The sequence below is a fragment of the Pseudobutyrivibrio sp. LB2011 genome (genome assembly GCF_000701765.1).
GTDB lineage: Bacteria > Bacillota > Clostridia > Lachnospirales > Lachnospiraceae > Pseudobutyrivibrio > Pseudobutyrivibrio ruminis.
Map to the genome: position 1 here is coordinate 44327 of NZ_JNJS01000003.1, position 13808 is coordinate 58134.

At 38.6% G+C, this 13808-nt stretch carries 11 protein-coding genes; 1 reads left to right on the forward strand and 10 read right to left on the reverse strand.

The window, feature by feature from the left end:
• Positions 1–150: 150 nt before the first annotated feature.
• The 4 genes from T375_RS06030 to ung all read right to left on the reverse strand — a co-directional run bounded on the left by T375_RS06030 (position 151) and on the right by ung (position 6395).
• On the reverse strand, positions 151–2220 hold the full coding sequence (locus T375_RS06030; protein ID WP_044936291.1) for a methyl-accepting chemotaxis protein: 2070 nt from the start codon (positions 2218–2220) through the stop codon (positions 151–153).
• A 126-nt stretch (positions 2221–2346) separates the two neighbouring features.
• Positions 2347–3117, reverse strand: coding sequence for a response regulator (locus T375_RS06035; RefSeq protein ID WP_044936292.1), 771 nt, complete (start codon positions 3115–3117; stop codon positions 2347–2349).
• A gap of 16 nt (positions 3118–3133) precedes the next feature.
• Positions 3134–5578: an ATP-binding protein gene (locus T375_RS13165; protein ID WP_049960318.1), complete on the reverse strand. Its 2445-nt coding sequence runs from the start codon at positions 5576–5578 to the stop codon at positions 3134–3136.
• 142 nt (positions 5579–5720) lie between these two features.
• A complete protein-coding gene (ung, locus tag T375_RS06045; protein ID WP_044936293.1) occupies positions 5721–6395 on the reverse strand; it encodes a uracil-DNA glycosylase in 675 nt (224 codons plus the stop codon).
• A 173-nt stretch (positions 6396–6568) separates the two neighbouring features.
• Between ung and T375_RS06050 the strand changes: the two genes are divergently transcribed.
• The gene (locus T375_RS06050) at positions 6569–8338 is read left to right on the forward strand and encodes a sensor domain-containing diguanylate cyclase (RefSeq protein WP_044936295.1); all 1770 of its coding nucleotides are present in this window, start codon (positions 6569–6571) and stop codon (positions 8336–8338) included.
• Positions 8339–8340: 2 nt separating this feature from the next.
• Here the strand turns inward: T375_RS06050 and T375_RS06055 are convergent, their stop codons facing one another.
• From T375_RS06055 to T375_RS06080, 6 genes are all read right to left on the reverse strand, one after another.
• Positions 8341–8868: a transcription repressor NadR gene (locus tag T375_RS06055; RefSeq protein WP_033152949.1), complete on the reverse strand. Its 528-nt coding sequence runs from the start codon at positions 8866–8868 to the stop codon at positions 8341–8343.
• Between the two features lie 20 nt (positions 8869–8888).
• On the reverse strand, positions 8889–9740 hold the full coding sequence (gene nadC / locus T375_RS13775; RefSeq protein WP_044936297.1) for a carboxylating nicotinate-nucleotide diphosphorylase: 852 nt from the start codon (positions 9738–9740) through the stop codon (positions 8889–8891).
• Positions 9741–11048, reverse strand: coding sequence for an L-aspartate oxidase (locus T375_RS13780; protein WP_090482143.1), 1308 nt, complete (start codon positions 11046–11048; stop codon positions 9741–9743).
• Positions 11049–11070: 22 nt separating this feature from the next.
• Entirely contained in the window at positions 11071–11979 is a 909-nt protein-coding gene (gene nadA, locus T375_RS06070; protein ID WP_044936299.1) for a quinolinate synthase NadA, read from the reverse strand.
• Positions 11980–12757: 778 nt separating this feature from the next.
• Positions 12758–13009, reverse strand: a complete 252-nt coding sequence (locus tag T375_RS06075) for a TIGR03905 family TSCPD domain-containing protein (protein WP_044936300.1) — start codon at positions 13007–13009, stop codon at positions 12758–12760.
• A gap of 33 nt (positions 13010–13042) precedes the next feature.
• A complete protein-coding gene (locus tag T375_RS06080) occupies positions 13043–13747 on the reverse strand; it encodes a YARHG domain-containing protein (protein ID WP_044936302.1) in 705 nt (234 codons plus the stop codon).
• Positions 13748–13808: the final 61 nt, after the last annotated feature.

The window sequence follows — 13808 nt, forward strand, 5'->3', positions numbered from 1 at the left end:
ATATCTAGACCTCGTCGTAATTAATTCGATTATTCCATAATTAAAATTATCTGTCTAGACTATTATTTTCTAAAATATGCATAAAAAAGTGAGGTCACCTATGATTACATAAATGGCCCCACCCCTTATCAAAATTTTGTATTATTCGGATTATTCCGCAGTCTCTGTATCTAATCTGAACTGGCTTACAACTCTTGTTAAATCCTGTGCAATGCCATTCTGCTTATCTGACATTCCGTTAATCTCAGTTACTGTCTCAGATAGCTCGGAAACAGAATCCATTACTTCGCCACTGTTTGCAGCTGTATTCTGAGTAGCCTCTGCAATATTTTGAATTGCAGATTTTACTTCGTTCATAATCTCCTGAATTGACTCTGTCATGTTCGACAACTTTTCAGATGTTTCTTTAATTGATTCTGCATCCTGACCGTATCTTTCAGCAACACCTACAAAGTTTTTATAATCTGGTGTTACTGTATTTGAAACGTAATCAAGAAGAGATTTAGCGTTAGTTGCAAGGCCTTCGAAGGCATCCTGTATACCAGAAATAGTTTCCTGAATCTTTTCTACAGAATCTGTTGTCTGGCCTGCAAGCTTTCCAATTTCTGTTGCTACAACTGCGAAGCCTTTTCCTTGCTCGCCTGCACGTGCTGCCTCGATCGATGCATTAAGAGAAAGCAATGTAATCTGATCTGCAATGTCTGCAATTACACTTGCCATCTCACCAATGTTTTCAACAACCTTTGACTGTGCAATACTGTCCTCCAGCTTAGTCTCGAAGCTAGACTGCAAGGTTTGAGATTTATCGAAGGCCTCCTGGCTGTTCTTACCGATTTCTGTAGCTCTCTTCTGAATATCAATAGCAAGATCCAAGCTACCCTTTGTCTCATCATTTAAGCTGTCTGTAGACATTGCAACCTGCTCAACAGATGCTGAAAGCTGCTGTGTTGCGGCTGAGGAATTCATCATATCCTCGTTTACTGCTGTCATAATATCTACAATCTTATCGAACTCAATCTTCAGCTCATTTGCAGAAGATTTAAGATTATTACTTGCCTCGTTAATATCCACTGAATAATCTGAAATGCTTTGAATAACACCCTTGTTATTTCCGTACATATCATTCAATGACGTTGACATTACAGCAAGCTCATCCTTACCTTTTACAGAAAGCTTCTCAATTGTAAAATCACCTTCCGCAAGCTCTGTAGCAAAGTTTTGAACCTTTCTGATTGTCTTTGCTACACCGCCGATACCGATAACAATAATTACTATTGCTACTACCAATGCCACAACGCATACGATTACTAAACGATTGATTAACAGGTATATTGGCTGTTTTAATTCATATGCATCAATGGAAACCATAAGCTTCCATCCTGTCAAATCAATAGTATCAAAGTATACTTTGTAATCAGTCTTTCCTGAAGTATATCCAGATGTTCCTTCATCTTCAGCAAGGACTGTACTCATCATGGAAACAACAGATGCATTTTCATCTTCTGTTAAATATGCTCCTGTTTGAACTTTTTCGTCGTCATATCCTGCAATAAGAAGACCATCTGCAGCTGTAAGGATACCTACACCTGTTTTTCCTACAGTTACATTACTGATAATTTCAGTGATTGCAGATAGTTCAATATCTACTGTAACGCAACCAATCTTTGTTCCATTTACAACAATTGGGGTAGAACATGAGGACATTACTGTTCCAGATGTTGGATCATAATATGGATCTGTTATTACAGGGCCATCGCTTGCCATTGCATTTGTATAGTATTCCTGAGCGAAATAATCATATGCGGAATTGCTATATTCCCATGTAGTAACTGATTTGTCACCATCCTTATATACATATGGACCATAGTATTGTTGCTCTGGGTCGTAGGCATATGGCTCGAACCATAGTCCGGATCCTAGTACGATATCGTTTGTTGCTATCATATCCTGAAGCATCTTCTCATATGCATCCCATGCTGTGAATGTATATGATGAAGCAACACTGATAGCGATGGAATCTGCTAGAGTTTCAACATCCTGCAAATATCCACTTACCTCAGAAATATTTGCACGTAACTCTGCACTCATTGACTCTTGTGTTTTTGTATCTACAAGAGCATCACTTGATGTTGCCGACATAATAGTCAATACTATCTGAGCAATAACAAGTATTGGTAAAATCATTACCAGCATCTTGGTTCCGATTTTCTTAAAACTCATATTATCCCCTCCGTATTGTCTGATAATTGTCTACATTTTAATCTATATTTGTGTACAAATGTTGAAAATTCAACGTCATCAAGTGAACATTTTGTGCATAAAAAAGCGCCCCAAAGGGCGCTTGCTTTATGATTCTGCTTGTTTTAAGAAAATATTTTCTATCGCATTTATAATCTTTGTTTGCATTGGAGGCTTTACAAAATAGCCTGCTGGCTTCAGATCAAGTACAGCATCTACATGCTCCTTATCTGCAATTCCTGTAAGGAAAATTACTGGAACATTTTTGTAATCATCCTCTGCTCTAATCATTTCAAGAGTCTGCTTACCATCTACAACTGGCATTTCATAGTCAAGAATGATTAAGTCCGGTCTATCCTGTCCCATAGCTTTCATACACTGAGCCGCAGATGTTGCAAGAGTAACTCGATACTTATCCTGAAGCATATTTCTCATATTTCTAAGAAGTACTGGGTTGTCATCTACAACAATGATGTGACGCTTCTCAGTTTCTACTACAGCATTCAAAATAGCATCTGCATTCATGCTAAAAGCCTTGCAGATTTCCTTTATAATCTCTTCACGGCCTGGCTGCTGAATATGCTTGCACTGTCCTGAATAATAGTATGAAATAAACATTTGTTTCTTAAGCTCGCGCCCAAATGTTATGACAGGAAGCTGTTCATTGTACTCTCGAATCGCTTCAAAAATATCTTCCTGATGTGTTTCAAAGTCGTCAATGTCCATCAAAACTAAATCAGGAGCGTACAACTTCAACATGCTCTTAACTATTTTTGCACTACTAGTACATAACTGTGTATGGAAATGTTGTGCAAGGAATGAATTTACATCTGATGGAGATTCGTTACTGAAATCTCCCACTATAAGTATTTTACGCATTTTGTATTCTCCTTAACTAGCTTTGTAGCTCTTCAATATCTGCAAGTGCCTCATCGTCTTCTAGATTCATAATACGAAGATTTAATTGCTCTAGTTTAACTTGTTTATCATCGTCATAAGAATATGACATAATCTGTTTCATAATATTGTCGGCCTGCTCTGAGTCATGTGTCATAATTGACATCTTCAACATTTCAAGCAAAGCAAACAGTTCATCAATATCCTCCAGCTTAGGCTTTTCAACATCCGATGAAAGCACCTTCAGCCTTTCATGCATTATTTCCAACTCTTCAATAAGAATTGGTGTAATAGCTTTAATTCTATCGATATTATTGTCCTTAGCTGCAAACTCACAAGTCTTTGCAAGTCCGCCTAAGGCTGTAGCGCCAATTGTATTGGCCATGCTTTTAACTGCGTGAACTTTTATACGATAATCTTCAAGAGTGTTTCCACTGTCTATATCTTTATAATACCGAAGTATCTCATCCCTTTCAAACATTATCGAATCATAAAAATCCACCGCCGTCTGAAATACCATGTTTGTATCAGGGAAATGCAACAATGCATAATCCCAATCAATTCCTTCAATATCAGGAAGCTCAATTTTCTTAACACGATTCCTTCTTGCTTCATCTTTTGCATCAGGCTCATGATACTCCATCAACGACTCTGGAAGAAAATCACGGATTGTTTTTTCAAGCTGTGCAGGCACCACCGGCTTTGAAAGGAAGCCATGGAAACCAAGTGTTAAATATCTTTCTTTTGCTCCTGCAATAGCATTTGCAGTAAGTGCTATTACAGGTGTGCCCAAGCACTTATTACCTTCAAGCCTTGCCATAGCTTTGAAGGTTTCGACACCATCCATACCCGGCATCATATGATCCAAGAAAATCATATCAAAATGCTGATTCTTGATAAGTTGCAAGCAATCATATCCATTTTCAGCTTCAACAACTTTTACCTTGGAATCTCTAAGCAATGCAACGAACACCTTACGGTTCATAGCATTATCATCTACAACTAGGAAAGTAGCATTTGGTGCTTCAAAACTTGTGCTGTACTCATAATTTGAAGTAAGCTGCTTTAACTTCTGCTCAAAATCACCGATTGGCTCAGGATTTACTACCTCTTGGCTAATGGTAAATGAGAAAGTAGAGCCCTCGCCGTAGGTACTATCTACATTTAATGTGCTGCCCATCATCTTAAGAAGATTTTGAGTAATGGTCATTCCAAGGCCAGCACCTTCGATATTTCTGTTTCGATTTACTTCCAATCGCTCAAAGGATTCAAACATCCTTTTGATATCCTCTGGCTTTATTCCTATACCTGTATCTTTTACAGAAAAGGTAAGCTCAACATATTCGCCAAAGCTCTTTTTACAGGTGGTGGTTATTTCAATGTAGCCTTCCTGGGTATACTTTACTGCATTTGTGATGATGTTTGTAAGCACCTGCTTGATTCGAATATCATCACCTAACATATTGCAAGGGATATTGCTTGCAATGTTAAGCTTTAATTCCAGATTCTTTTCCTTTGCCCTTAGCACGATATTATTTAAAACATCATGCATAAGGCTCATGAAATCATATTCACCTTTAACGATGCCCATCTTACCTGACTCGATTTTGGTGATATCCAAAATATCATTTATTAATGAAAGCAGGTTTTGTGAAGCCGTCTTGATATCCAAAGCATATTCTTCAACGACCTTTTCTGAGGTTTCTCTCAAAATCATCTCGTCCATACCCATGATGGTATTGATTGGAGTTCTGATTTCATGAGACATATTTGCAAGGAAATTACTTTTTGCTTCTGTCGCTGTCTGGGCCTGCTTCTCAGCCTTTTTAGCCTGCAGTGTCTTTTCTAGCAAATCATCGTTATTGATAGCAGCTTGTCTATATAATTTTTCATAAATAGATCTCTGGAATTTAATAATTGAGCCGATTGCGAAGGCACTAATCATCATGGATTGTACCACGTCAAAAAATACGCTTCGCTTTGTCTGTAAGCTCACTACATATTCTGGATGATAATAAGAAATGACGTAGCAACCAATAATGATTGCCACATCAGTTAATAACATAAATAAGAAATCCATGCCGTCTAAAAGCATGAATATAAAAATAAGTCCCATGGAGAACCAGCAAACCATACCGCTGTTGATTCCTCCGGTAACAAAGAACATAACTGGAAACAGAGCTATTCCCACCACAAAACATACTGCGATAGTGCTGTTTTTCAGCCTATTCATATAGTTGGCCATATATATGCAGACTACATCTATTATCACAGAAACGAAAATAACTGCAGTCAAAATTCCTGACATACCGTTAATAATGTTGAATGGAATAGTGATAATTCCACCAATCAATCCAACAATAGTAATGATATTGAATAACACCAAATCTATAGGTAGGTCTGGACTAAAATACTTTTTCTGAAATGCCCTTAGTTTGTTCAAAACAACGTCCCCATTATCCCTTACAAAGTGTGTATTTTCACCGAAAATACCCTAAGATAAATATAAAGGAATAAATAAAATTGTACAATACCGGGGCCAAGAATAATTCGTGAAAAAACTGTGAAAACATCACATCTATCAACTATATATTCTCAATTTGCCAATCAATGGTGCTTAATCCCTTAGATTTCAAAAATTCATTAGTTTGTGAAAAGTGCTTGCATCCAAAGAATCCTCTGTATGCAGAAAGAGGTGATGGGTGTGGCGCTTTAAGTATTAAATGGTTCGGATTATTAAGCTTTGCACACTTTTTTGCAGCTGGTGAGCCCCATAGTAAAAATACTATTGGACGGTCCTGCTGATTTAAAATGTCGATAACCGCATCGGTGAATTTTTCCCAACCGATACCTGCATGGCTTGCAGCCTGATGTGCACGAACTGTAAGTACATTGTTAAGCATAAGAACACCCTGACGTGCCCATTTTTCCAAATATCCATTGTTTGGAATATAACATCCCAAATCATCGTTCAACTCTTTATATATATTCACAAGTGAAGGTGGAGTTTTTACTCCAGGCTTTACCGAAAAGCAAAGGCCATGGGCTTGACCAGGCTCGTGATATGGATCCTGACCAATAATAACTACCTTTACTTCTGATAATGGCGTAAAATCAAAAGCGTTAAAAATATCATCTGCCGGTGGATACACAGGATGCTCGTGATATTCCTTCTTCACTGTTTCATATAAGTCTTTATAGTATGGCTTTTTAAACTCTGGAGTAAGAGGCTCAAGCCAATCATTTGTAATTGCTGACATTATTCTTCCCTTCTATAAGTCATATATTTCTTGCCTTTTATTATATCTTATCCTTGTTTTCATTAAAACCATTCTATTTGACTATCAAATTAATAGGTTAGTCTTAAAATAATCACAACATAATGTTAATATGATTACAAAATATAATTTTAAACTATTAATTTGGAGGTCATATGTTTCAAAAAACCTATTATTTTCAAAGCATAGATGAGCTCGATGATATATTAAATACAATCTCAAATTCGGAAGCATACAATTCTGCTTCTGGTATTTTGATGCAATTATATAACTCAAAGACTGACGTGGATGAACAGGCTATGATTAATAAAATTACAAACCAATGTCCTAAGGCATGTCTTACTGGTATGACTGCTGCAAATATTGCTACGGAAGAATACGATATAAGCAGCTTTCCGCTACAGCTATCTGTTACATATTTTAAAGAAACACAGCTTGTTCAATTTGAATTCGATATGGAAAACACAACAGCTTTCGTGGCTGGCCGCGTTATGAGCAAAGCATTAGAAGATTTAGAGAATGTAAAATGTCTTCAAATACTTTATTACGCAAACAGTATTTCAATAAACAACTTTGTCCATGAGTTTAACCATCACCATATACCTACCTTCGGAGCGAAGGCTGGAAGAAACATTCGAGTGTTAAATCCTGCTCATATATATGGCAAAGGTGTATACTCTACCGGATTTATTGTTGTTGCCTTTGTAAGTACTTCATTAAAAATATATATGGACAACAATCTCGGTTGGCAACCTATCGGTTTGGAAATGGCTATCACCAAAACTTCCGGTAATAGCACTGTCGTTGAAGTGGATAAAAAACCTGCGGTTGATATATTTTCTAAATATTTGAAAGTTTCACCCAATAACCACTTTGTTCAGAATGTTTGCGAATTTCCTCTGATAATCGAGCGAAATAATTTCAAAATTGCAAGAGTTCCTTCTGGATATTTGCAAGATGGCAGCATTTCCTTCACGTCAGATGTGCAAAAAGGAGACCATTTTAGATTATCTTATGCAAATCCTGATAATCTCTTTGCTCTCACTGCTCAATCCGTAAATGATGTACACAATTTTGAACCAGAAGCGCTTTTCATCTTTGAATGTGGCAATCGAGTTAAGTTTTTGAAGGATAAATATTTAGAAGAAATCAAACAGTACTCCCACTATTATCCTGAATTATCAGTAACTACCGGCTATGCCGAGCTATTCTATACTGATGATGGATTTGGTGGAGACTTAAATAGTGCTTTAGTAGCAGTAGGCTTAAAAGAATCTGACAATTCTACAGACTGTATAATTCCATGTAGAGAGTATATTGTGGAAGAATCTGACTCTCAGGATACAAATGTTGATCAAGAAATTCCATTTTTAGAACGTATCTTAACTTTCCTAGAAAGCACTTCAAAGGAATTGGATGTTCTAAATCGAGAGTTAGGTAAAGTAGCTTATACTGATCAGTTAACAAAAATTTATAATCGTTGGGAATTGGAAAGAAAAATAGATGAAGCTCTCGAGCTCACCAATCAAGGCTCATCTTATGGTCTTTTCTTCATTGACATCGACCACTTTAAGCATGTTAACGATACTTACGGACACGATGTTGGTGATGCAGTGCTCCTATCAGTTGTAAATATTATTAAGGAAAGCCTAAAGGAAGGCCATATATTTGGCAGATGGGGTGGTGAAGAATTTGTTTATATTATCCCAGATGTAGATGAAAAGACTGCAGTAGAATTTGCCGAATCTATACGAAAGAAAATCGATGAAATATGCTTTGTGACTGTAAAACATATAACAATTAGCTTAGGTGTCACTTTGGCAAAACCAAATGACACCCTTGCATCATTTGTAAAAAGAGCGGATGACGCAGTATATGAAGCCAAGGAAAATGGCCGAAATCAAGTCAAATTCCATTTAGATTAGTATTACTGCAAAATCCAATCATCAAGAGGTAACCAGAAGCCCAAATCCTTAAGCTCCTGCTCAATAATATCAAGTGTCTCCTCATTATCTGCACTAATGATATGATAATGATATCCACTTGTAGCAGAGCTTAGGGATTTTGATTTTCCGGAAACTATCGCCTCCATAAATTCCTTTGCTTGCCTTCTTGAGCTGACATTAAGCGGTGCTTCAAGACGATTGTAAAAACGGTGGTTAATAATGATATTTTCTGCACATCCACCATTATCAACTATTGCAAAAAGCTCATCTAATATCTGATCATCATTGTGATGACTCTTTATAATTCTTTTGCATTTATTCTCAGATGCTAATACATATCCTCTGTTTGTTGAAGTAATTTCTATGCCATTAGCTCTAATTAATGCAATATCTGTGACCACAACCTGACGACTAACATCAAGTTCATTTGCCAGTGCTGTGCCCGATACAGGCTTATCCGATTTTCGAATTATCTCTATAAGTCTTTTTCTTCTTGCCTGTCCGTCCATAGTTCCTCCCTTTATGCAGATTAAACTGCATGTAAGTTTTTCATCGAAATATCAAGAATTGGAGCTGAATGAGTTAATGCTCCACTTGAAACATAATCAACTCCGCTATCTATTATATTTTTTATGTTCTCTTTTGTCACGTTTCCTGAGCATTCTGTTTTAGCGCGACCATTAATTATTGCAACTGCCTCTTTCATTGTGGACACATCCATATTATCAAGCATGATAATATCTGCACCTGCTTCCACTGCTTCCTTAACCTGCTCAAGAGTTTCTGTTTCGATTTCAATCTTTCTAACGAATGGTGCATATTCCTTAGCCATCTGAACAGCCTTTGTAATAGACCCTGCTGCTCCGATGTGATTGTCCTTTAAAAGAATACCATCAGAAAGATTGTATCTGTGGTTTTGTCCACCGCCACACTTTACTGCATATTTCTCAAAAATACGCATGTTAGGTGTAGTCTTTCTTGTATCAAGAAGAACAGTCTTGCTGCCCTCTAAAAGCTTAACAACTTGATTCGTGTATGTTGCAATTCCACTCATACGCTGAAGATAGTTAAGAGCCACGCGCTCTCCCGAAAGAAGAACACGAATGTCTCCCTTTACCTTTGCCATAAGCTGTCCCTTTGTGACCTTATCTCCATCTTTTACATACTTTTCCACAATTGTATCTTCATCAAGTATCTTGAATACACGCTCGTATACGTCCATTCCACAAATTACACCATCCTGCTTGCAGATAAGCTCCACTTCACCTGCCTGTGGGCCAGGCATAACAGAGTTTGTAGTAACATCCTCGCTTGAAATATCTTCGCGCAATGCCATTTTGATAAGCTCGTCTGCATTGAGCTTCATTGTAATATTGTTCATTTATATGGCCTCCTTTTCGGCTCTCATGTCTGCTTCTTTTTTGATTTCACCAACCACCATTGCATGGTAGTTTTCCATAATGCTTGGAAGATCCTCATAACCATCCATGTTTACAAGGTTATCAAAATCCTCTGCTGATTTATAGTCATTTCTTGCTGCAATATCCAGTGCGGCACGCTTTGCAAATACAAGGCTTTCAAGCAATGAATTGCTAGCAAGACGATTTCTTCCATGTACTCCATTACAGCTGGTTTCGCCAACTGCGTACAGCTGCTCCATTGTGGTTTTGCTGTCTTTATCTACATAAATGCCGCCCATGAAATAGTGCTGTGCAGGCACCACTGGAACCCAATCAGTAAGTGGATCATATCCAGCCTCCTTGCACTTGTTGTAGATATTTGGAAAATGATTTAAAATTTCATCCTTTGGAATTGGTGAAAAATCGAGCCATACATGCTCAGTTCCCTGCTCCTTCATCTTGTCAAAGATTGCATGACTAACCACATCTCTTGGCTGTAATTCATCTGTAAATCTTTCACCGTTCTTATCTCTGAGGACTGCTCCCTCTCCACGAACAGACTCAGAAATCAAGAAGCTTCGTCCACCCTGCTTTGTAAACAGAGTTGTAGGATGAATCTGTACATAATCACAGTTCTCCAGCTTAACATTGTGATACATAGCAAGTGCCAGAGCATCGCCAGAGATATGCCTGAAGTTTGTTGAATGAGGATAAACACCGCCTAAGCCTCCGCAGGCTAGTACCGTCACATCCGCTTCAATTGCAGTTGTTTTACCATCCATATCTGCAACAACAATTCCATAGCATACATTTTCATGACAAACCCAATCAACCATAGTTGTGTGTGCCATCAAAGTGATATTATCTCGCTCCTGCACTCTCGCCAAAAGCTTGCTGGTAATCTCACGACCTGTTATATCTGCGTGAAACAAAATACGATTGTTGGAGTGAGCCCCCTCTTTAGTAAAGAGGAACTCACCATCCTTTTTATCAAATTCTACCCCATAGTTAACCAAATCATTGATTATACTCTGAGAGCTCTTTATCATGATTTCTACCGACTCACGACGATTTTCATAATGACCAGCTCTCATCGTATCTTCAAAATATGCCTCATAATCTGCTTCGTCTCTAAGCATACATATGCCACCCTGAGCCAAAAAGCTATCGCATCCATCCAAGGCATCCTTTGAGATACATAATATTTTTTTATCCTGTGGTAGGCTCAGTGCACAAAACAAACCTGCAACACCTGTACCTACGATTACTACATCATATTTCTTTTCCATGATTCATACTCTTTTCCACAAATTACTTTGCCAACTCCAGCATTCGCTTAAGTGGAATAAGTGATTTTTCCCTCTTCTCATCACTTACTTCAACTACCCCTGTTCCATCTCTCAAACAATCTCTTACCTTCTTCAAAGTAACCTTCTTCATGTTTGGACAAATCTGAACAGAGCCTGCTGAATAAAATGTCTTCTCCGGATTATTCTTCTTGAGCTGATAAAGCACCCCAAGCTCCGTAGATATGATGAATTCTTTTTTATCAGATGCAGTAGCATAATCAATTATTCCTGAAGTGCTTCCAATATAGTCCGCATACTCCAATACATCTAATGTACACTCAGGATGAATCAGAACCTCCGCATCCGGATGAGCCTCCTTCGCCCTCTTTACCGCATCCACAGTAACAGCCTTATGCACATGGCAATAACCATCGTTAAAGATGAAATTCTTCTCCGGAACCTTACTAGCAATATACCTTCCCAGATTCTCATCAGGAATAAAATAAATATTCTTATTAGGCAATGACTTTACGATTTTCATCGCATTTGAAGAAGTAACACACACATCTGAATGCATCTTCAATTCCGCTGTAGAATTGATATAGCAAACAACTGCCACATCATCATACTCAGCCCTTACCTGATTAATCTTTTCCACCTCTGCCATATGCGCCATAGGGCAATCCGCTTTCTCATCAGGCATCAGCACCGTCTTCTCAGGATTCAGAATCTTAGCCGATTCCCCCATAAACTTAACACCTGCAAAAACAATGGTACTCTCCTTCAAATCCACAGCTACCTTTGCCAAATAGTAGCTATCCCCCACATAATCCGCTATAGCCTGCACATCATCATTAACATAATAATGGGCCAAAATAACAGCGTTCTTTTCCTTCTTTAACTCCTTAATCTCTTCTGCCAGAGTAGACATAACAATTCTCCTTTTACATGCCAATCTCAGTTGACAGCAAGTATACCACATGTATAGTCTACTGACAAGACACTTGTCAAAACACCGTCACGCCCTCCAGCCCTCTAACCTATCAAGGCCGCCATGCCCTCCCGGCCTCTAACGTATAAGGGCCACCCTACCCCGGCCCCCGGCACACCCGCCTGCTACCACCTGCAAGTATCATTGGAGCAGATTTTCGGATTACCTTAATGTGTAAAGTCGCCCATATGTAGGTGTACTTACGAAGCTTTTACTATTCGAAGGTAATGTATGGGTGGGACGGACAATGTAGTTTATATAATCATCTAGTCTTAACTAGTCTTTGTATTATTACTTTTGCTACTCCGTTCACAAAGAAAAATTAAAAAAGAGATATTTGTATGTATTGGCACCGTGGCACATTCAACATCGTGTTTCAAGTGACCACTGCTGCCGCCGTCCTAGCGGCAGCTGCCAATTCATATCAAATATCTCTTTTTATTATTCTAAGTTCATTCCAAAGCAAATAGTAATAAATACAAAGCTAGCTTAAGACAGATGATTACTCAGAGTAGTGTTTGTCCGTCTCCACCCATACCTTACCGATAGAATTGTAAAACTTTGTAAGAACACCTACTAATAAATATGAGCGACTACACATTTAGATAATCCAAAATCTGTGACGTACTTGCAGGTGGAAGCAGGCGGGTGTGCCTGGGGCCGGGGTAGAGTGGCCTTGTTTGCCTATACCGGGAGGGCATGGCGGCCGGGTGTACACCTAGGCCTGGAGGGCCTGTTCGATGCCTAGGGCAAGTTGGTCGGCGCAGCTGGTGCCTTTGAAGCCGCAGAGGTTGCCCTTGAGAATTTCTACGGTGTGGGCTGCATCGGCGCCCTCAAGGAGTTTGCTGATGGCGAGTGTATTGCCTGCGCATCCTCCGGTGAATTTTACGTTGTGAAGCTTGCCGTCCTCAATTTCGAAGTCGATTTTGCGGGCGCAAACTCCCTTTGGTGTAAAGCTGTATTTTTCCATTTAAACTCCTTTTTCGCTCTGCCAGTGAGCGTATTACATTGTGTCTATTGAATTTAGCATGTCTAGGTTTTTGACTTCCGTTTCTGTAAATACATCCTCAGAAAAATCTGCAGGCATTACAGATGGAGAGTACCAAACCTGACCCATGAAATAATTCATTATTTCTGAATCTCTGAAACTATAGCCGTGACGGGCATAGATTTCGTTTTTTGCGATGTGTATAACCTCTGCAGGTACATTTTCAAAATCTGCAGTGGTGTAAACTGTTGTGTCTGTGTTGAATAAGTATGTGCAGTAGCAAGCATCACCTGTTACACCACGGGATGTTTCCCAATAGCTTGATACTGTAGGCCAGTATTTGTTATCTGTGAGGTATTGGCTGCGTTCGGATATTGCCGCAGATATTTCCTCTGAGGACCAGTCTTTGATGGTGTCAACGTATTCGCCAGGATCCACAACTGTGATAACAGAATTGTCTTCCACAGCCTCCTCTGAGGATTCTGTGGATTCTGCTATGTCGGTTGTTTCTACAACTTCTTCCTGGGCTACCGCATTTTCCTCGCTCACTGTAAGTTTTTTATCCTTCTTGTGAAGGGCATTATAAGAAAAACAGCCTGCAAGTAGACCTACCACTATACATACTACGATTTCAATTGTCCATCGACGAACATTTTTGTTGTTATAAAGCTTAACTATAAGCTTACGTAAATCATCAAAACGTGAAAACATTCCTTCCATAGCTACTCTTCCCTTTTCCATTTTTCTTTAGAGTATACCATATTTTGACGAATTTGTTACA

Coding starts and splice junctions, on each gene's coding strand:
- nadA (WP_044936299.1), bottom strand. CDS start 11,979: ATGTCTACTCTGGCAGAAGAGATTAAGGAGTTAAAGAAGGAAAAGAAC.
- T375_RS06075 (WP_044936300.1), bottom strand. CDS start 13,009: ATGGAAAAATACAGCTTTACACCAAAGGGAGTTTGCGCCCGCAAAATC.
- T375_RS06050 (WP_044936295.1), top strand. CDS start 6,569: ATGTTTCAAAAAACCTATTATTTTCAAAGCATAGATGAGCTCGATGAT.
- nadC (WP_044936297.1), bottom strand. CDS start 9,740: ATGAACAATATTACAATGAAGCTCAATGCAGACGAGCTTATCAAAATG.
- T375_RS06055 (WP_033152949.1), bottom strand. CDS start 8,868: ATGGACGGACAGGCAAGAAGAAAAAGACTTATAGAGATAATTCGAAAA.
- T375_RS13780 (WP_090482143.1), bottom strand. CDS start 11,048: ATGGAAAAGAAATATGATGTAGTAATCGTAGGTACAGGTGTTGCAGGT.
- T375_RS06080 (WP_044936302.1), bottom strand. CDS start 13,747: ATGGAAGGAATGTTTTCACGTTTTGATGATTTACGTAAGCTTATAGTT.
- T375_RS06030 (WP_044936291.1), bottom strand. CDS start 2,220: ATGAGTTTTAAGAAAATCGGAACCAAGATGCTGGTAATGATTTTACCA.
- T375_RS06035 (WP_044936292.1), bottom strand. CDS start 3,117: ATGCGTAAAATACTTATAGTGGGAGATTTCAGTAACGAATCTCCATCA.
- ung (WP_044936293.1), bottom strand. CDS start 6,395: ATGTCAGCAATTACAAATGATTGGCTTGAGCCTCTTACTCCAGAGTTT.